Here is a 19,516-nt window from a genome sequence, read left to right as displayed (position 1 = left end):
CAAAACGGGGAGAGGACATGGTCCTGCCGATCGAGGCGGCGCTCGCGCCGCGCGGTCGGGGTGTGCCCCGTTTGCATCGCCGCCCCCTGTGGCGCGCGGCCGGACTTCTTCAGGATCTGCCCTCGTGGGCAGGGACGGCGGGCGCGCTTGCGTTCCTGTCGGCAACCATTCTTTACGGAGTCGTGCTTGGCGGCTATGGGCGCATGGTGAGCGAATCACTGACGTCGGCGGCCGGCTTCGAAATCGCCAAGGTCGAGCTTTCCGGACAAAAAGAGACCTCGGAATTCGAAATTCTCGAAGCGCTGGAGATCCAGGACGGCGCGTCGCTCGCGCTCTTCGATGCGACGGCCGCGCGCGGCCGGCTGGAGAACATTCCCTGGATCCAGAACGTCTCGGTGCAGAAGTTCTACCCGAACACGCTGCAGGTGCGCATCGCCGAGCGCGAGGCCTATGCCTTGTGGCAGCGCGGCGAGCAGCTGTCGGTGATCGACGGCGATGGCCGGGTGATCAGCGACGACGTTGACGGGCGCTATGCCAACCTGCTGATGCTGATCGGCCATGGCGCCCAGCACCGGGGCAAGGAGGTGATCGACGCGCTGGCCAAGGTGCCGGAGCTGCGCTCGCGGGTCCGCGCCGCGCGTCTGGTTTCCGACCGCCGCTGGGACCTGGTTCTCGACAATGGCATCACCGTGCGCCTGCCGGAGACGGGTGTGGAGCGCGCGCTTGCCGATGTGCTGCAGATGGATGCCGAGAACGGTCTCCTGACGCGCGATATCACCATGGTCGACATGCGCCTCGAGGATCGGGTGGTCGTGCGCCTTACCGACGAGGCGGCGGTGCGCCGCAAGGCCGGGGTCAATGTGATCGGTACCAAGCGTCTCAGGGGAGCTGACACATGAGCCGGCGCAGCGCTCCCATCTATCTTCCGCGCATGCGGCCGCTGCCCGCCCGCCGGGCGGTGGTCGTCTCGGTTCTCGACATCGGATCGAGCAAGGTCTGCTGCCTGATCGCCAAGCTCAGCCCGCGCAGCGACGATTGCGTGCTGCCGGGGCGGACGCATTCCATCGAGGTGCTGGGTTACGGCTACCAGCGCTCGCGCGGCCTCAAGTCCGGCGTCGTCGTCGACATGGACGAGGCCGAACAGGCGATCCGGCTCGCGGTCGACGCGGCCGAGCGCATGGCCGGTGTGACGGTGGAATCGCTGATCACAAACGTCACCTGCGGCCGGCTCGGCTCGGAGATCATCTCGGCGAGCGTCGGGCTTTCCGGCGACGAGGTTTGCGAGGCGGACATCCAGCGTGTGCTGGCCGCCGGCAGCGCACACACGGTGGCCGAGGGGCGGGCGGTCATGCACGCCCTGCCGATCGCCTACACGCTCGACGGCAACCGCGGCATGCGCGATCCGCGCGGCATGCTCGGCCAGCGTCTTGGCGTCGACATGCAGGTCGTGACGGCCGAGATTGCGCCGGTGCGGAACCTGGAGCTTTGCATCAACCGCGGCCATCTGGCCGTGGAGACGATGGTTGCCACGCCTTTTGCCAGCGGTCTTTCGACGCTTGTGGAGGACGAGGCGGAACTTGGGGTTGCCTGCGTCGACATGGGCGGCGGCACCACAACGATCTCGGTCTTCGTCGAAGGCCAGATGGTTCACGCGGATGCGATCGCCGTCGGCGGCCATCACGTGACCATGGACATCGCCCGGGCGCTTTCCACGCGCCTTGCGGACGCGGAGCGGATCAAGACGCTGCAGGGTTCCGCCCTGCGGAGCCAGTCGGACGAGCGGGACCTCATCTCGGTACCGCCGGTCGACGCGGACAGCGATCTGCCGCACCAGATCCCCCGGGCGATGGTGACGCGGGTGATCCTGCCGCGCGTCGAGGAAATCCTTGAGCTGGTGCGCGACCGGCTGACGGCCTCCGGCTTTGCCGGGCGGGTCGGAAAGCGGATCGTGCTGACTGGCGGCGCCAGCCAGCTCACGGGCCTGACGGAAGTCGCCAGGCGCGTTCTTGGACGTCAGGTCCGGCTCGGCCGGCCGCTTGGCGTCGCAGGTCTGCCGGAAGCAGCGAAGGGTCCCGCCTTCGCCGCCGCTGTCGGCCTTTTGATCTATCCGCAAGTCGCCCAGGTCGAGCAGTTCGAACCGCGCCACGCTTTGGGGCGCTGGTCGTTCGGCTCCAGCACTCTGGCCAGGGTCGGCAACTGGATACGCGAGAGCTTCTGAGGCGGGAAACCGCCTCGGAAGAGGTGTCTCCCGAAACAGGGCGGCACCACCACGAGGGAACCGAGGGTTAAAGTGGACGACCGGAAGGCCGTCCCAGGGGTCGCGAGGAAACCATGACCATCAATCTTAAAATGCCCGATCTCCAGGAGCTGAGGCCACGGATCACCGTCTTTGGCGTCGGTGGTGCCGGTGGCAATGCCGTCAACAACATGATCCAGGCCGGTCTTCAGGGCTGCGACTTCGTCGTTGCCAACACCGATGCCCAGGCTCTGGCCAGCAACCACGCCGAGCGCGTCGTCCAGATGGGCGTCGCCGTGACCGAGGGTCTCGGTGCCGGCTCGCAGCCGGACGTGGGTGCGGCTGCCGCCGAGGAGGTCATTGACGAGATCAATGATCACCTGTCCGGCTCGCACATGGTGTTCATTACCGCCGGCATGGGTGGCGGCACCGGCACCGGTGCGGCTCCGGTCATTGCCCGCGCCGCGCGCGAGATGGGCATCCTGACCGTCGGCGTGGTGACCAAGCCGTTCCAGTTCGAGGGTGCGCGTCGCATGCGCATCGCCGAATCCGGCATCACCGAGCTTCAGAATGCGGTCGACACGCTGATCGTCATTCCGAACCAGAATCTCTTCCGCATCGCCAACGCCCAGACCACCTTCGCCGATGCCTTCGCGATGGCCGACCAGGTGCTCTATTCCGGCGTTGCCTGCATCACCGACCTGATGGTGAAGGAGGGGCTCATCAACCTCGACTTCGCTGATGTCCGCTCCATAATGCGGGGCATGGGCAAGGCGATGATGGGCACGGGCGAGGCCTCCGGCGACAAGCGCGCCATGCAGGCCGCGGAGGCGGCGATTGCCAACCCGCTGCTCGACGAGACGTCGATGAAGGGCGCCCGCGGGCTGCTCATCTCGATCACCGGCGGCAACGACCTGACGCTGTTCGAGCTCGACGAGGCGGCTACCCGCATTCGCGAGGAAGTCGATTCCGATGCCAACATCATCCTTGGCGCGACCTTCGACGAGAGCCTCGACGGCATCATCCGCGTGTCGGTCGTGGCGACCGGCATCGACAAGGAACTGCGCGAGGACCTGTCTCCGGCCGAGACGCGCATGGCCGAACTGACCGAGCGTCTGAAGACCAACTCGGAGCCGGCTCCCGCGCCTGCCGCGGCCGACCCCGCGCCGCGTGCTCAGCAGCGCCCGGCGGCTCCCGTGCAGCGCCCCGGCGGTGCACCGCAGGCCCGTGCGGCCACGGCCGAGCGTATCGAGCGTGAGCTTGCGATTCCCGAGCCGGTCAAGTCTTCGACCGACCCGGACGTGGAAATCGCCCGCTTCAATCCCGCTCCGGAGATGATGACCCACGAAGCGCCGCTCGCCGATCTCGACGAGAGCGCTCTTCAGGCTCCGGTCGAGGAGGCTCCGGTCGTCGAGCCCTACATCCCGCCGGCGGCCGAGACGGTCGCTCCGCAGCCCACGCGCATGCCCTCCATCGAGGACTTTCCGCATGTGGCTCAGCGCGAGATGCGGGCTCACGTGCGCGAGGCAGAGGACGAGCACGTCGAGGAGCGTCGTCCGATGAGCCTCCTGCGTCGCATCGCCACCGGTCTCTCGCGTCGTGAGGACGAGGAGGAGATGGAGCATCATCCGGCCGCCCACGCCCCGCAGGCGCAGGCACCCGTGCAGCCCCGTCCGGCCCATGCGCCCCAGGCTCAGGCTCCTCAGCCCCAGGCCCCGCGTCCTGCCGCCGAGGCTCCGCGTCAGGCGCCGGCTCAGGCACCGCGCGCCGCCCAGGCTCCGGCCATGCGTCCGGCAGCGCCGCGCCCGGCCCAGCAGGGGGCAGCCGGCCAGCTCGATCTGACCGGTCGTTCGGCTCCTCAGCCGCGCACCATGAGCGAGGAAGACCAGCTCGAAATTCCGGCGTTCCTGCGCCGTCAGGCCAACTAGGCCGGCTCGCAGACCCTCGGACTTTCCCTCGTCGGGCGATCTGGCCATTGGCCAGATCGCCCGAATTTGTTTCCCGGGCAAAAAGTCGCATCTTTCCAGAGGCTTGCCGCACCGCATTTCGTTACATACCGTAACAAAGCTTTATTTCTGACCTGTCCGCTCGTGATTGTATGGTCCTGCCAGCGAATGAGAATCATTGCGCCTGCAATGGTTCGATCCACACCTCGCCCGGTTTTCGGCGAGGCCCTGTTCCCAGAGGACAGGTTTACGGCAGACAGGACATGCAGTCATGAAATCCAGAGCCGATCGGCAGACGACGCTCGCCCAATCCGTCACTCTCGAGGGCATCGGCGTGCACTCGGGCGACGCAGCGTCCGTATCGCTGCACCCGGCGGATGCGGGTACTGGTATCGTCTTCGTCGGCCGTGATCCAAAGACCGGCCGCGAGATCGAGATCCCCGCGCACTGGCGCGCCGTCACCGCCACCGCCCTTTGCACCGTCCTCGGCGATCCGAAGGCCGGCGGCGTTTCCACTGTCGAGCATCTGATGGCGGCGCTGCGCGGCCTGGGGGTCGACAATGCGGTCGTCGAGATGGACGGTCCCGAAATGCCGATCATGGACGGCAGCGCCTTCGCCTTTGTCGAGGCCATCGATGCGGTGGGCCTGCGCCGTCTTGCCGCCGCGCGCCGCTACATCCGGATCCTTCGTCCCGTCCGCGTCGACCAGGGCAGCGCCTGGTGCGAGCTGCGTCCCTTCGACGGCACGCGCTTCGATGTGACCATCGACTTCGACGCCGAGGTGATCGGTCGTCAGGCGATGGTTCTCGATCTTGCGCCGCAGGCCTTCCGCACCGAAGTCGCCCGGGCCCGTACCTTCGGCTCCGTTCAGGAAGTCGAGAAGCTGTGGAGCATGGGCTTCGCCATGGGGTCGTCGCTGGAGAATTCCGTCGCGATTTCCGACGGCAAGGTGCTCAATCCGGAAGGCACGCGCTGGCGCGACGAGTTCGTGCGCCACAAGATGCTGGATGCCATCGGTGATCTGGCGCTTGCCGGTCTGCCGATCCTTGGCGCCTACCGCTCGTATAAGGGCGGTCACCGGATGAACCACGCCATCCTCGTCGAGCTGTTCGAGAAGGCTGGGCAGGGCGCCTATGAGATCGTCGAGAGCGGCGTCGATGCCGAGGCATCCATCACGGCCTCTCAGATGTCCGCGCCGCGCCTGATGGTCGCCAGCGGCGCATCCTGAATTTCGCACGCTTCGCACGCGGGCGTGCCGCTTGGGTGCCCGCCTCCTTGGGGGTGGGCATGTGCCAATGTCTGCAGGATCTCCGCGTGTCAGCCTGCGCTTGTGACGCGATGAGGGGGGACGGTCCGCCCTGCATTCATTCGCGGCCATAAAAAAGCGACAAATCCCACTCACATGGCGTGACGTGTCCGGGGTTTTTCCGTTACAAGACGGTGGCCTCGGCTGCGGTCGAGGAAACCGTTTGGCCGCGAAGCGGCATCGGTGATCGACAGTCTTGTGAGGCCGCGGTCCACGCGTTCAGACGAAACCGGCGGGGCGGACAAGGGCGCAAGCGTTCGCCGAACCGGATGTGAGGAGTAAAGGCAGGTGATGGCGTTTCAGCCGAAGACCAAGGCAGGCAACACGGTGGCCAATGCGCGGCGTGCGTCGCGGGCAGCTGTTCTTGTCCTTGCAACCGTCGTGCTCGCGGCCTGCTCCTCGACCAAGGACGATGAAGATTTCGCCGCCAACGAGACGCCGCCTGCGGTCCTGTTCAACGAGGGCCTGGCGCTGCGCAGCGAGGGTCGGCTTTCCGACGCGCGCAAGAAGTTCGAGGAAATCGACAAGCAGCACCCCTATTCGGAATATTCGAAGAAGGCGCTGATCAATCTTGCCTACCTGAATTACAGCCAGGGCAAGTTCGACGAGGCGATTACCGCGGCGAAGCGGTTCACGACGCTCTATCCGGGCAGCGAGGACAGCGCTTACGCGCTCTATATCATCGGCCAATCGTACAACAAGCAGATCCCGGACGTGACGCGCGACCAGGAAATGACCAAGCGCTCGCTCGCCGCGTTTGGCGAGCTGATCCAGCGCTATCCCGAATCCGAGTATGCCGAGGACGCGCGCACCAAGATCCGCATCGCCCACGACCAGCTCGCGGGCAAGGAGATGCAGGTCGGGCGCTTCTACCTGAAGCGCCGGCAGTACATCGCCGCGATCAACCGCTTCAAGGTGGTCATCACCGAATACCAGACGACCCGTCACATCGAGGAAGCGCTCTACCGGCTGACCGAGTCCTACTACGCGCTCGGCGTGGTCAACGAGGCGCAGACGGCTGCTGCCGTGCTCGGGCACAATTTCCCCGACAGCCAGTGGTACAAGGACGCCTACACGCTGCTGAAGACCGGCGGTCATTCGCCGAGCGAGGACTCGGGGAGCTGGATCAGCCGTGCGTTCAGCGGTATCTCTCTCTAGGCGTTCACTCGAGGCGTCGTAGCCTCTCCGGCTTTGCGCGACTGCGCGGGCTCCACACATGATCCGGTCAAAGCTCGCATGCTCGTCACGCTTGCAATCCGCGATATCGTGCTGATCGACAGGCTCGATCTGGAGTTCGCGGACGGAATGTCGGTGCTCACCGGCGAAACCGGCGCGGGCAAGTCGATCCTGCTTGATGCGCTGAGTCTTGCGCTTGGCGGGCGGGGCGATGCCGGGCTGGTGCGCAACGGCCAGCCGCAGGGACAGGTGACTGCGGCCTTCGACGTGCCGATGACGCACCCGGTGCGCAAGCTCCTTGCCGACAATGATCTCGAATCGGATGGCGACGTCATCTTGCGCCGGGTGCAGGCGGAAGATGGGCGCAGCCGCGCCTTCATCAATGATTCTCCCGTCAGCGTGGCGCTGCTGCGCCAGGCCGGCGGGCTTCTTGTCGAGATCCACGGACAGAACGAATCCCGCGCCTACACCGATCCGGCCGAGCATCGCCGGCTTCTCGACATGTTCGCCGGCGCCGAGGGGCTTGCCGGCGATGTCGCCGATGCCTACCGGGCGCTGCGCGCGGCGGAGCGGGAGCTCAAGGTTCAGGAAGAGCGGATCGCGGCCGCCCGGCGCGAGGCGGACTTCCTGCGTTCCGCGAGCGCGGAACTTGCGACGCTGGCGCCGCAGGCCGGCGAGGAAGACGAGCTTGCCGAGATTCGCCAGTCGATGATGCAGGTGGAGAAGATCGCCACCGATCTGGGCGAGGCCTTCGAGACGCTCAACGGCAACGGCTCTCCGATCTCCGAGATCGCGGCACTGTGGCGGCGGCTGGAGCGCAAGGCCGAACAGGCGCCGGGGGTTCTCGGCGCGCCCGTCGGACATCTTGCCGAGGCGCTCGATCGTCTCGAGGATGCGCGCGCGGGGCTCGAGACGGCGCTGCGCGAGAGCGAGTTCGACCCGCAGGCGCTCGAGCGCACCGAGGAGCGGCTGTTCGCGCTGCGGGCGGCCTCGCGCAAGTATCAGGTGCTGGTCGACGAGCTTCCGGGGCTGCGCACACGCTATGAGGCCGACCTTGCCGCGCTCGATGCCGGCGAGGAGGCGCTTTCCGGGCTCGCAGAGGCGGTGCGCGCGGCGGTGTCGCGCTATGATCGCGCCGCCGCCGACCTGTCCGCCCGACGACATGAAGCCGCGCGCGCGCTGGAGGAGGCCGTTGCACTGGAGCTTCCCGATCTCAGGCTCGAGCGCGCCCGCTTCATCGTCAATCTGGAGAGCGACCCGGAAAACCGCAGCCGCGAGGGCATAGACCAGGCCGAGTTCTGGGTGCAGACCAACCCGGGCACCCGGCCGGGCCCGATGATGAAGGTTGCCTCGGGCGGCGAGCTGTCGCGCTTCCTGCTGTCGCTCAAGGTGTCGCTTGCCGACAAGGGATCGGCCCCGACGCTGGTCTTCGATGAGATCGACACAGGCGTTGGTGGCGCGGTTGCCGAGGCCATTGGCGCCCGGCTTGCCCGCCTTGCCCGGCGCGTGCAGGTGCTGACCGTCACCCATGCGCCGCAGGTCGCGGCGCGCGCGGCAGGCCACTTCCTGATCATGAAGGAAGACGCGCGCGAGGATGGTGGTGAGGAGCGTGTGGCGACGCGGGTGAAGCGCATCGATGTGGATCACCGCCGCGAGGAGATCGCGCGGATGCTGGCCGGTGCGACGATCACCGACGAGGCGCGCGCCGCCGCCGATCGGCTGCTTTCCGACGCCGGCTGACGCCGGGCGCTCCGGCGAGGCATGGCGGGGGAAAAGGCGAAAGCGGTGTTTCCCGCGTCGCGGTGGCGCTCCATATTGTCGGTTCGTGCGAGACGCTCACCCATTTTCCCGACGAGACCGCCATGGCCGACAAGATGCTGACCGACCGCTCCCCGGAAGATCTGACCCTGGAGGAGGCCGCGGCCGAGCTCGAGCGGCTTGCCAACGAGATTGCCGAGCATGACCGGCGCTATCACGGCGAGGACGCGCCGACGATTTCCGACGCCGACTATGACGCGCTGAAGCGGCGCAATGACGCCATCGAGGCGCGGTTCCCGGATCTGGTGCGCTCCGACAGTCCGACGCTCAGGGTCGGCAGCGCTCCGGCGGAGGGGTTCGGCAAGGTCACCCACAAGGTGCCGATGCTGTCCCTCGACAATGCCTTCAAGGACGACGACGTTCGCGATTTCGTCGGGCGTCTCCGCCGGTTCCTGAAGATCGACCCGCTGCAGGGCGCGATCGCCATCACGGCAGAGCCGAAGATCGACGGGCTGTCGCTGTCGTTGCGCTACGAGAAGCGCAAGCTCGTCAGCGCCGCGACCCGGGGTGATGGCACCGTGGGCGAGAATGTCACGCAGAACGCGCTGACCATCGATGACATTCCGAGGGAGCTTCCCGAGGGCGCCCCGGAGGTGGTGGAGGTGCGTGGCGAGGTCTACATGCGCCACGAGGATTTCCAGGCGCTCAATGCGCGTATGGAGATCCAGTCCGGCCGGACCTTCGCCAATCCGCGCAACGCGGCCGCCGGATCGTTGCGCCAGCTCAACCCGGAGGTGACGCGCGCCCGTCCGCTGCGGTTCTTCGCCTATGCCTGGGGCGAGATGAGCGAGATGCCTTGCGAGACGCAGTACGAGATGGTCCAGACTTTCGGGAACTGGGGCTTTTCGGTCAATTCGCGGATGACGCGATGCGACGACGTCGAGGGGCTGCTTGCGGCCTATCACGGCATCGAGGAGGAGCGGGCGCTTCTCGGCTATGACATCGACGGCATGGTCTACAAGGTGGACAGGCTCGATCTCCAGTCCCGACTCGGCTTTGTCTCACGCGCGCCGCGTTGGGCGATCGCGCATAAGTTTCCGGCCGAACAGGCCTTCACCATCCTGCGTGACATCGAGATCCAGGTCGGGCGGACGGGTGCGCTGACGCCCGTGGCGAAACTCGAGCCGGTCACCGTCGGCGGTGTGGTCGTCTCCAACGCGACCCTGCATAACGAGGACTATATCAAGGGCATCGGCCAGGACGGGGAGCCCATCCGCGGCGGCAAGGACATTCGCATCGGCGACACCGTGCGCATCCAGCGCGCCGGCGACGTCATCCCGCAAATCGTCGATGTCGATCTGGACAAGCGGTCGGCGGATGCCGTGGCCTTTGCCTTCCCGAGCGCATGCCCGGTCTGCGGCAGCCATGCCGTGCGCGATATCAATCCCAAGACCGGGCGCCCAGACGCGGTGCGCCGCTGCACCGGAGGGCTCGTGTGCGCGGCCCAGGCCAAGGAGAAACTCAAGCACTTCGTGTCGCGCAACGCCTTTGACATCGAAGGGTTGGGCGACAAACAGGTGGAGTTCTTTTTCGAACTGCCGCTCGGAGAGGGCGGCATCCGCCAGCCGGCCGACATCTTCACCATCGAGATGCGGGACAAGGCCTCGTCGCTTCAGAAGCTTCGCAACCGTGACGGCTGGGGCGAGACGAGCGTCACCAATCTCTTCGCTGCCATCGAGGCACGGCGCGAGATGCCGCTCAACCGGGTGATCTTTGCCCTTGGCATTCGCCATGTGGGCGAGGGCAACGCCAAGCTCCTTGCCCGCCACTATCTCGACTGGGCGAGCTTCGCGGCGGCGATGACGGCGGCGGGCGATCCGCAGTCCGATGCCTGGGCCGAGCTCAACAGCATCGACGGCATCGGCGAGACGGTGGCGCGCGCGGTCGTCGAGTTCTTCGCGGAAGGGCACAACCGTGACGCTCTGGAGGCTCTGCTCCACGAGATCAGGCCGCAAGCCCTGGAGAGGGCCGAGGCGGGCTCTAGCCCCGTGGCGGGAAAGACCCTGGTTTTCACCGGGACACTGGAGAAGATGAGCCGAGACGAGGCGAAGGCACGTGCCGAGGCCATGGGCGCCAAGGTCTCGGGATCGGTCTCGAAGAAGACCGATCTCGTAATCGCCGGCCCGGGCGCGGGCTCGAAGCTGAAGAAGGCGGAAGAGCTCGGTGTCGATGTCATCGATGAAGACGCCTGGATTGCCATGTCCAAGGCGTGAGAAAGAGCAGTTCTTCTACTTATGTAGAATGACGTAATTTATTGTTTTAAATGGCTTTTCTATTTTTTGGGGCGGTTCCCTTAAAAGAATTTCAATCTCCGATTGCCAGACTTTCGTCACGGGCGTGTGGCCCGAGTGAAATCTGGAGAGAACTATGTTTCGTCGACTGCTGTCCGGTTCGATTGGTCTGCGCCTGGCCGCGATCAGCATCATTCCGCTTGCCGCGCTGCTTGTCGTCAGCTCGATCGAGCTGATGCGGGATTATCGCTCCGTGCAGGAGCGCAAGATGGTGGCGGACTTCCTTAACGTTGCTCCCGTGATATCGGAACTGGTGCACCAGCTTCAAAAGGAGCGCGGTGCGTCGGCTGGATATGTCGGATCGAAGGGGCGCGCCTTCGCTGACGAGATCCGCTCCCAGCGCAGGGCCACCGATGAGACGTTGGAAACCTATGTCTCGGGCGTGCCGGAGCCAACGGGGCGACTTGCCATCGATGGGTTCTCGCGACCGCATGCCACCGTCTCCGGACAGCTCAAGAGGCTTGCCGAGGCACGCCGGAGCGTTGATTCCCTGACGTTCGAGGTTGCCGATGTCGCGGGCTTTTACACGCCGATCATTTCAAATCTTCTCGACATGATCTCGAGCATGTCCGGCCTCGTCGAGGACGGCGACACCCTGCGCTCCGTGATTGCCTACAATGCGTTGATCCAGGCGAAGGAGCGGGCGGGCATCGAGAGGGCAATGGGTGCGGCCGGTTTCGGCGCTGGCGTTTTCAACGAAAAGGTATTCCGCAATTTCGTGCGCCTCGGCGCGATGCAGGACACCTATCTGGATACCTACCGGCGTTTTGCCTCGCCAGACATGGTGGCGACGTATGAAAGCGCACTTGCCGGTCCGGTCGAAGCCGATGTGGCGGCACTGCGACAGCTTGCCTACGCGGCTCCCTTTGGCGGCGATATCTCGGCTGTGACCGGACCGCAGTGGTTCAAGGGCAGCACCGTCCGTATCGAGGCGCTGAAGCGGGTCGAGAACGCGTTGGCGGGGGCCATCTCTTCCGAGGCTGCCATGGGCGTGGCGGCGGGCGGGCGCTCCTTCTTGTGGAGGCTTGGGCTGATCGCAGCTCTCGCGCTGGCCACCATGGCGTTTTCCGTGTGGGTCTATCGCTCCATCGTTCCGCCGATAACGGGATTGCTGGAGGTGATGCGCCGTCTGGCTGCCAATGACACGGACATTGTCATCGCCAACACCGGCAGGGCGGACGAGATCGGAGCGATGGCCGGAGCCATCGAGATCTTCCGGGAAAATGCCGTTGAGCGCATCAACCTGGAAAGCCGCCTGCAGGATGAACGCCTGCGCGAACGCGACAGGCAGGCCTCCATCGAGGCCATGATCGAGGGGTTCCGCTCCAGCGTGTCTTCGACGCTGGATGTGGCGGGTTCCAAGGCCGTCGACATGCGAAGCTCCGCTGAAACACTGAGTTCGGAGGCGAGCCGCGCCGCGACCGACGCCTCGTCGGCGAGCGCTGCCACGCAAGCCGCCTCCGGCAACATCCAGGTGGTGGCTGCGGCGGCAGAGGAGCTCTCGGCGTCCATTGCCGAGATCGCTTCGCAGACCGTCAAGGCGAGCGATCTCATGGCCTCGGCGTCGACGCGGGCAACCGCGACCAATGCAGAGGTGGCAACCCTGTCGGATGCCGCCGAGCAGATCGGGTCTGTGGTCAATCTCATTCGCGACATTGCGGAACAAACCAACCTGCTGGCGCTCAACGCCACCATCGAGGCGGCACGCGCGGGTGAATCCGGCAAGGGCTTCGCGGTGGTCGCAAGCGAAGTGAAAAGCCTGGCTGGACAGACCGCAAAGGCGACGGAGGACATCGCCTCGCAGATCACCGGCATCCAGTCGTCGACGCGTGGGGCAGTCGATTCCATCGGCGACATCGCGGCAGCGATGTCGGAGATCCGCGAGCTGACGTCGACGATTGCCGGCGCTGTCGAGCAGCAGCGCGCGGCGACGCAGGAGATTGCAGGATCCGCCTTGGCCGCCTCGACGGGAACGGACACGGTTGCCGACAATGTGACTTCCGTCACGTCGGCCATCGGCGAGACGGCGAGTGTTGCAGGTGACGTCAATTCCGTCTCTGCGAGCCTTGCCGAGGTGACGAGGCAGCTTGCCGGAGAGGTGGAAACGTTCCTTGCCGATGTGACGCGCGATCTGCAGGCGCGTCGGGCCGCGGTGCAGGCGCAGATGCGAGAAGCGGTGATCGTTACCGCCATGGGGCGTCGCTATCAGGCCGTTATCGGCGCGGCGGATGCCTTTGCGGCAAGGGTTACCTCCGCAGCGGGCATCGCGACCGATCAGCCGCTGAAGCTTCAGCTTGCCGATGGGCGGGTCGTTTCCGCGCGCGTTTCCTCGGCCGAAGGGACCTTCTACGATCTTCGCTTCGATGAACCTGCGGAAGCGTTGGCATCACTCATTGCGGCCTGATTTTCGAATAACAATGGAGTCAGACCGGGCAGTGGAGGGGCGCGAGCAATTGCGCCCCTCCAATTGACGGGACAAGTTGCTATATTGGTCCAAAGAGAGAACAGAATCGCGCGAGGTCGAATCCCGATCCGCGGTTCCGGTTTGAGTGACCCTGACCCATCGAGATCCGAGACCGCATGGCCAATTTCCCTGTCGACAGCCGACATTCCGCCCGAGATGCCGAGCCGGTGCCATCGGGGCGCGACGACAGGGGTGTGCCCGCGGGCAGTGGTATCGCGGCGCGGGCGCGGGCGGCCATGGCGCGACCGGCGGAGCCGATGCAGCCGACGCCCTATCTCGAGGGGCTGAACCCGGAGCAGCGCGAGGCCGTGGAGACCCTGGACGGACCCGTTCTGGTGCTTGCCGGCGCGGGCACGGGCAAGACCAAGGTCCTGACCACGCGCATCGCCCACATTCTGGCGACGCGACGTGCGTTTCCGAGCCAGATCCTTTCGGTGACCTTCACCAACAAGGCCGCGCGCGAGATGAAGGAGCGCATCGAGCGGCTGATCGGCGACAGCGCCGAGGGCATGCCCTGGTTGGGCACGTTCCATTCGATCTGCGTCAAGATCCTGCGCCGCCATGCGGAACTCGTCGGTCTCAAGTCCGGTTTCTCCATTCTCGACACGGACGACCAGATCCGGCTGATCAAGCAGATCATCCAGGCCGAAGGGCTTGACGACAAGCGCTGGACGGCGCGTGCCTTCGCCGGGCTGCTCGACGGGTGGAAGAACCGCGGCCTGACCCCCGAACAGGTGCCAGAAGGAGAGGCCCGCAGCTTCGCCAACGGTCGGGGGCGTGAGCTCTATGCGCTCTATCAGGACAGGCTGTCGATCCTGAACGCCTGCGACTTCGGCGATCTGCTGCTGCATGTCATCACGCTGTTCCGCAAAAATCCGGACGTGTTGAAGGACTTCCAGCGCCGCTTCGTCTTCATGCTGGTGGACGAGTATCAGGATACCAACATCGCGCAGTATATGTTCCTGAGGTTGCTGTCACAGGGGAACACCAACATCTGCTGCGTGGGTGATGACGACCAGTCGATCTATGGCTGGCGCGGGGCCGAGGTCGACAACATCCTGCGTTTCGATCACGATTTCCCGGGCGCCAAGGTGATCCGGCTGGAGCGCAATTACCGCTCGACGAGCCACATCCTGGCTGCCGCCTCTCATCTGATCGCCCACAACGAGGGCCGTCTCGGCAAGACGCTGTTCACCGACCTTGAGGACGAGGGGGATGACGAGCGCGTCTCGGTCGCCGCCGTGTGGGATTCGGAGGAGGAAGCGCGGGCCATTGGCGACGAGATCGAGGCGTTGCAGGCGAAGGGCCATGGCCTCGAGCAGATGGCGATCCTGGTGCGCGCTTCCTTCCAGATGCGTGAGTTCGAGGATCGGTTCGTCACGCTGGGGATCAACTATCGGGTCGTCGGCGGGCCGCGCTTCTATGAGCGCATGGAGATCCGCGACGCACTTGCCTATTTCCGCGCGATCGTTCAGCCGGCCGATGACCTGGCCTTCGAGCGCATCGTCAACACGCCGAAGCGCGGCCTCGGCGAAGCGAGCCTCAAGCTCGTTCATGCCCATGCACGGGCGAACCGGATGCCCTTGATGCAGGCGGCAGCCGATCTCTGCCAGACGGAAGAGCTGAGGCCAAAGGCGCGCACGACGCTCAGGATGCTGCTTGCCGACTTCGACCGCTGGCGGGATCAGCTCGAGGGCATGCCGCATACCGAGCTGGCCGAGATCGTGCTCGACGAGAGCGGCTACACCGAGATGTGGCGCGCCGACCGTTCCGCCGAGGCGCCGGGGCGGCTCGACAACCTCAAGGAACTGATCCGCTCGATGGACGGGTTCGAGTCCATGGCGGGGTTCCTGGAGCATGTCTCGCTGGTGATGGACAGGGACGCGGACGGCAACGCCGAGGCGGTGTCGCTGATGACGCTGCATTCGGCCAAGGGCCTGGAGTTCGACACGGTTTTCCTTCCCGCCTGGGAAGAGGGGCTCTTTCCGCACCAGCGCGCGCTCGATGAATCCGGTCGCGCCGGCCTGGAGGAGGAGCGCCGCCTTGCCTATGTCGGCCTGACCCGGGCGCGCCGGCGTGCCAAGATCTGGTTCGCCTCCAACCGGCGCATTCACGGCAGCTGGCAATCGACGATTCCCTCGCGCTTTCTCGACGAGTTGCCGGCCGACCATGTGGACGTGGTCGAGCCGTCCAAGTCCTATGGGGGCTATGGCGGCGGTTACGGCGCGAGCCGCTTCGACACGCGTGATCCGTTCCAGTCGAGCTATTCGACGCCGGGATGGCAGCGGGCGCAGCGCTCCCAGTCTTCGGGAGGAGGCGGTGCGGGGACGCGCGGCGGGTTTGCCGGTCGGTTGAGCGGCAACGAGCGGCGCGGCAGCGGTGGCCCGCGCACCATTGAGGGGGACCTTGTGGTGAAGTCGGTTGCCGAGGAGCCGTCCTCCTTCGCGACGGGCGAGCGGGTCTTCCACATCAAGTTCGGCTATGGCGAGATCGTTGCCATCGAGGGAAACAAGCTCACGATCCAGTTCGAAAAAGCTGGCCGGAAGAAGGTCCTGGACGGTTTCGTCGAGCGGCACTGACGCGTGTCCGCCGACGCCGGGCGCACCCTTTGGGGGACTATCGGAGCGCCCGCCGCCCCCTCTCCCTGCCAAGGCCGTTGCCGATGGCCGTCCGCGGGTCTATAGGCGGGCAACCCGCCCCATCCGCAGGAAGCCCCGGAGCCCTCATGTCGACCATCCGCGTCCGTATCACCGCCCAGGAGATCGAGGCAAAGCGCATCTATGAGTTGCTGTCCCGAGACTTCGAGGACGATGGCAACCCGGTGACCGTGTTCGAGGCGTCCGCCGACGGCCGCGACTGGACGGCGGAGATCCTGCTCTTCGACATGAGTGCCGGCGAGGCGTCCGATCTGGTGCGCGACCGACTTGGCGCGGATGCCTTCGCCGCGCCTGTCGAGGCGGTCGAGCTTGAAGACATCAACTGGGTCGCCAAGAGCCTGGAAGGGCTGAAGCCGGTGCGCGCGGGACGTTTCTTCGTGCATGGGGCGCATGACCGCGACAAACGGCCCGACAATGGCGTCTCCATTGAGATCGAGGCCGCGCTGGCCTTCGGGACAGGGCATCACGGCACAACGGCGGGCTGCCTGATCGAGATCGATCGGCTGCTGACGCGGCGGCGCTATGCGCGCATGCTCGATCTGGGTACGGGGACCGGCGTGCTCGCCATCGCCATGGCACGGCTTTCCCGGCAGAAGGTGCTTGCAACCGACATCGATCCGGTGGCGACCAAAACCGCGCGCGCCAATGCGGTGGCGAATCTCGCCGGCCCCTTGCTGAAGGTGGCGACGGCGGCGGGCGTCGACGCCCGGGTCTTCGACGAGGAGGGGCCCTTCGATTTTGTCGTCGCCAACATTCTGGCGCGGCCGCTGATGCGCATGGCGGATGGTCTGTCCCGGCGCATGGCGCATGATGCGACGCTGGTGCTGTCCGGGCTGCGGGTCGAGGACGGACCGCGTATCCTCTTTGCCTATGGTGCGCAGGGGTTCCGCCTGGTGCGCAGGCAGGACCGCGACGGCTGGCTGACGTTGACGCTGATGCGTGGGCGTCACCTTGTGTGACGCACACGCGGCGCGCCGGCCCGGGTGGTCCGGGCGGCGTTCAGGCACAAAAAAACCCGGCGCAAGGCCGGGTTCTTTTGTTGTCTGCCGGGTGCAGGGCGCTTAGCGCGCCTTGCGCCGGATCAGAACGCCGCGGACAATCCGCCCTGACGCTCAAGCTCGGCACGCTCGTAGCCGTAGGCGGCAAGCGTCGCATCATCGAGCGAGAGCAGATAGCCGTTCACATAGCGGCGAGCCTGGCGCTCGCGCGCCGCAACCATGGAATCCATGGCCTTGCGGAACAGGCTCTTCGAGGTGCCGTGCGATACGCCGGCAAGTGCAGTCGTGGTGGCAATGGCCATGATCTTTACTCCGGTTCGAGGTCTCTTCTAGAGAGGTTCCTCCCTCAAACTCACAAGTCCAATATGGGGGGAACCGAGCTCTGCGAAAAGTGCGATAAGTGCATGGCAGTGCTGCGATTGCTGCATGTGCGAATTAGAAATTTTGCGATGCAACATCCAAAGTCTGTGCAAGGCGCACAGCAGCTGTGCATCCGCTGCACAGAACGCGTGCAAAGCCGGGGCTGTGAGACCGTGTTTCCCCTTTCGCGGACCTCGTTTTCTCGCTAGCGTCTCGTCATGTTCCAGTCCTTCGACACGATGATTGATCCCAGTACGGGTTCCGCGCGGTGCGCGGCGCTCCGGGATGAGCTTGCCCGCCGCGGTCTCGACGGGTTCCTGGTGCCGCGCGCCGATGCCCACCAGGGTGAATATGTGCCGCCGAGCGAGGCCCGGCTGGAATGGCTGACGGGTTTCGCCGGTTCCGCCGGCATGGCCGTTGTTCTCGCCCGGGAGGCGGCCATCTTCGTCGACGGTCGCTACACCATCCAGGTGCGCGAGCAGGTCGATACCTCGGTCTTCGCGCCGCAGCACCTGATCGAGACCCCACCCGCGACATGGCTCGCCGAAACGGTGAAGCCAGGCGCGCGTATCGGCTATGATCCTCGGCTTCACACGATCAATGGCGCCAGGCGCCTCGCCGATGCCTGTGCGGACGCGGGAGCCGAACTGGTTGCCGTCGACGACAATCCGCTCGATGCGGTCTGGTCCGACCGGCCGGCGTCGCCGCTTGGAACCGTCACGGTGCATCCTGATGCGTTCGCCGGCGAGCAAGCCGCGGCCAAGATCGACCGCATGGCGCGGGCGGTGGCCGCCGCAAGGGCAGATGCCTTCGTGCTGACCCAGCCCGATTCCATCGCCTGGCTCTTCAATATCCGCGGCAGCGACGTGCAGCATACGCCTCTGCCGCTATCCTTCGCCGTCCTGCCGGCGGAAGGGCGCCCGCGCATCTTCATCGACGCGCGCAAGCTCACCAACGTCTCGCGCGATCATCTGGAAGCACTTGCCGTGATCGATGGTCCCGAGGCGCTGATACCGGCGCTGGCGGAGCTTGGTGGCAGTGGTGCGGCGGTCATGCTGGATCCCGACTGGACCGGAGCCGCTCTGGGCGAGGCGGTTGCCGCGGCTGGCGGCCGGGTCGTGACCGGGGCGGACCCGGTGACGCGGGCGAAGGCTGTGAAGAACGCGGCCGAGATTGCTGGCGCGCGGGCGGCGCACCTGCGCGACGGCGCTGCATTCTGCCGGTTCCTCGCCTGGTTCGACGGCGCGGTGGCCGAGGGACCTCTCGACGAGATCGCGGTTGCCGAGAAGCTCGAGTCGTTCCGCGCCGAAACCGGTGCCTTGAAGGAAATCTCCTTCGACAGCATCTCGGCTGCGGGCCCCAATGCGGCCATCTGCCACTATCGCGTTGATCGGCGCTCCAACCTGCAGATCCCGCCGGACAGTCTGTTCCTGATCGATTCCGGCGGCCAGTATCAGGACGGTACGACCGACATCACCCGGACCATTGCGGTCGGTGCCGCAACGCAGGATATGAAGCGCCATTTCACGCTGGTGCTGAAGGGGCATATCGCCATCGCCACCGCGCGGTTCCCAGCGGGAACGAGCGGTGCGCAGCTCGACGCGCTGGCCCGCATCGCGCTGTGGAAGGCCGGGCTCGACTTCGACCATGGCACCGGGCACGGCGTGGGGTCTTATCTTTCTGTGCACGAGGGGCCGCAGCGCATCGCCAAGACCGGTCATGTCGCGCTGGAACCGGGCATGATCGTGTCCAACGAGCCTGGCTATTACCGCGACGGCTCGCATGGCATTCGCATCGAGAATCTCGAACTGGTCACCCCGGCCGCGATGATCGAAGGCGGCGAGCGGCCGATGCTTGGCTTCGAGGCGTTGACGCTCGCGCCCATCGACCGGCGTCTGGTCCTGGGAGACATGCTGACGGGCGAAGAGCGCGCATGGTTCGATGCCTATCACGCGCGCGTGCTGGCCGACATCGGGCCGCTGGTGGACGCTGAGACGCGGACCTGGCTCGAGGCTGTGACGGCCCCGCTTTGACACACCGCAGCACGCTGCCGCCACAAGCGCGGCGGCTGCGTGCTGCAAGACGACGTCTCGGGTCGTGGAAACGCGGAACGGAGGTTTCGCGTTTTTAAAACCAGCATCTTGATATGGATTCCGGGAGGAATTCCAAGTATACCGCAAGCTAGCTCGCATGTGGCGCTGGCAGCGCGTCAAATTCGATCCGAAACCCCTAGAAAGCGTTTGTCCCTGGGCCGATCCGGCCGC

12 protein-coding genes are annotated in these 19,516 nt (G+C 65.8%); 11 read left to right on the top strand and 1 reads right to left on the bottom strand.

Going from position 1 to position 19,516, the window contains the following annotated elements; all coding sequences use genetic code 11:
• The first annotated feature begins 17 nt into the window (after positions 1–17).
• The 10 genes from ACN0WF_RS01675 to ACN0WF_RS01630 all read left to right on the top strand — a co-directional run bounded on the left by ACN0WF_RS01675 (position 18) and on the right by ACN0WF_RS01630 (position 16,853).
• The gene (locus ACN0WF_RS01675; RefSeq protein WP_417771028.1) at positions 18–899 is read left to right on the top strand and encodes a cell division protein FtsQ/DivIB; all 882 of its coding nucleotides are present in this window, start codon (positions 18–20) and stop codon (positions 897–899) included.
• Complete coding sequence (ftsA, locus tag ACN0WF_RS01670) at positions 896–2,218, top strand: cell division protein FtsA (RefSeq protein ID WP_417771027.1); 1,323 nt, start codon at positions 896–898, stop codon at positions 2,216–2,218. Before ACN0WF_RS01675 ends, ftsA begins: the two co-directional genes overlap by 4 nt.
• A gap of 113 nt (positions 2,219–2,331) precedes the next feature.
• Positions 2,332–4,164 (top strand): cell division protein FtsZ, encoded by a 1,833-nt coding sequence (gene ftsZ / locus ACN0WF_RS01665; RefSeq protein ID WP_417771026.1) that lies wholly within the window; start codon positions 2,332–2,334, stop codon positions 4,162–4,164.
• Between the two features lie 289 nt (positions 4,165–4,453).
• The gene (gene lpxC, locus ACN0WF_RS01660; protein WP_417771025.1) at positions 4,454–5,410 is read left to right on the top strand and encodes a UDP-3-O-acyl-N-acetylglucosamine deacetylase; all 957 of its coding nucleotides are present in this window, start codon (positions 4,454–4,456) and stop codon (positions 5,408–5,410) included.
• Positions 5,411–5,779: 369 nt separating this feature from the next.
• Positions 5,780–6,646, top strand: coding sequence for an outer membrane protein assembly factor BamD (locus ACN0WF_RS01655; RefSeq protein ID WP_417771024.1), 867 nt, complete (start codon positions 5,780–5,782; stop codon positions 6,644–6,646).
• 78 nt (positions 6,647–6,724) lie between these two features.
• Positions 6,725–8,404: a DNA repair protein RecN gene (recN, locus tag ACN0WF_RS01650; RefSeq protein WP_417771023.1), complete on the top strand. Its 1,680-nt coding sequence runs from the start codon at positions 6,725–6,727 to the stop codon at positions 8,402–8,404.
• Between the two features lie 122 nt (positions 8,405–8,526).
• The gene (gene ligA / locus ACN0WF_RS01645; protein ID WP_417771022.1) at positions 8,527–10,695 is read left to right on the top strand and encodes an NAD-dependent DNA ligase LigA; all 2,169 of its coding nucleotides are present in this window, start codon (positions 8,527–8,529) and stop codon (positions 10,693–10,695) included.
• Positions 10,696–10,849: 154 nt separating this feature from the next.
• The gene (locus ACN0WF_RS01640) at positions 10,850–13,177 is read left to right on the top strand and encodes a methyl-accepting chemotaxis protein (protein ID WP_417771021.1); all 2,328 of its coding nucleotides are present in this window, start codon (positions 10,850–10,852) and stop codon (positions 13,175–13,177) included.
• Between the two features lie 176 nt (positions 13,178–13,353).
• The gene (locus ACN0WF_RS01635) at positions 13,354–15,816 is read left to right on the top strand and encodes an ATP-dependent helicase (protein ID WP_417771020.1); all 2,463 of its coding nucleotides are present in this window, start codon (positions 13,354–13,356) and stop codon (positions 15,814–15,816) included.
• Positions 15,817–15,962: 146 nt separating this feature from the next.
• Complete coding sequence (locus ACN0WF_RS01630; RefSeq protein ID WP_417771019.1) at positions 15,963–16,853, top strand: 50S ribosomal protein L11 methyltransferase; 891 nt, start codon at positions 15,963–15,965, stop codon at positions 16,851–16,853.
• 122 nt (positions 16,854–16,975) lie between these two features.
• Here ACN0WF_RS01630 and ACN0WF_RS01625 read toward each other — a convergent pair whose 3' ends face one another.
• Positions 16,976–17,194: a hypothetical protein gene (locus ACN0WF_RS01625; protein WP_417771018.1), complete on the bottom strand. Its 219-nt coding sequence runs from the start codon at positions 17,192–17,194 to the stop codon at positions 16,976–16,978.
• Positions 17,195–17,470: 276 nt separating this feature from the next.
• Here ACN0WF_RS01625 and ACN0WF_RS01620 point away from each other — a divergent pair, with 276 nt between their 5' ends.
• Complete coding sequence (locus tag ACN0WF_RS01620; protein WP_417771017.1) at positions 17,471–19,285, top strand: aminopeptidase P family protein; 1,815 nt, start codon at positions 17,471–17,473, stop codon at positions 19,283–19,285.
• Positions 19,286–19,516 lie beyond the last annotated feature (231 nt).

It is taken from the genome of Stappia sp. (assembly GCF_048268045.1).
Classification (GTDB): Bacteria; Pseudomonadota; Alphaproteobacteria; order Rhizobiales; family Stappiaceae; genus Stappia.
The sequence above is the reverse complement of the archived record's forward strand: the minus strand, read 5'-3'. Positions and strand labels throughout refer to the sequence as shown.

Excerpts from the sequence above, each read along its gene's own strand:
- ACN0WF_RS01675 (WP_417771028.1), top strand. The coding sequence starts at position 18 with ATGGTCCTGCCGATCGAGGCGGCGCTCGCGCCGCGCGGTCGGGGTGTG.
- ftsA (WP_417771027.1), top strand. The coding sequence starts at position 896 with ATGAGCCGGCGCAGCGCTCCCATCTATCTTCCGCGCATGCGGCCGCTG.
- ftsZ (WP_417771026.1), top strand. The coding sequence starts at position 2,332 with ATGACCATCAATCTTAAAATGCCCGATCTCCAGGAGCTGAGGCCACGG.
- lpxC (WP_417771025.1), top strand. The coding sequence starts at position 4,454 with ATGAAATCCAGAGCCGATCGGCAGACGACGCTCGCCCAATCCGTCACT.
- ACN0WF_RS01655 (WP_417771024.1), top strand. The coding sequence starts at position 5,780 with ATGGCGTTTCAGCCGAAGACCAAGGCAGGCAACACGGTGGCCAATGCG.
- recN (WP_417771023.1), top strand. The coding sequence starts at position 6,725 with ATGCTCGTCACGCTTGCAATCCGCGATATCGTGCTGATCGACAGGCTC.
- ligA (WP_417771022.1), top strand. The coding sequence starts at position 8,527 with ATGGCCGACAAGATGCTGACCGACCGCTCCCCGGAAGATCTGACCCTG.
- ACN0WF_RS01640 (WP_417771021.1), top strand. The coding sequence starts at position 10,850 with ATGTTTCGTCGACTGCTGTCCGGTTCGATTGGTCTGCGCCTGGCCGCG.
- ACN0WF_RS01635 (WP_417771020.1), top strand. The coding sequence starts at position 13,354 with ATGGCCAATTTCCCTGTCGACAGCCGACATTCCGCCCGAGATGCCGAG.
- ACN0WF_RS01630 (WP_417771019.1), top strand. The coding sequence starts at position 15,963 with ATGTCGACCATCCGCGTCCGTATCACCGCCCAGGAGATCGAGGCAAAG.
- ACN0WF_RS01625 (WP_417771018.1), bottom strand. The coding sequence starts at position 17,194 with ATGGCCATTGCCACCACGACTGCACTTGCCGGCGTATCGCACGGCACC.
- ACN0WF_RS01620 (WP_417771017.1), top strand. The coding sequence starts at position 17,471 with ATGTTCCAGTCCTTCGACACGATGATTGATCCCAGTACGGGTTCCGCG.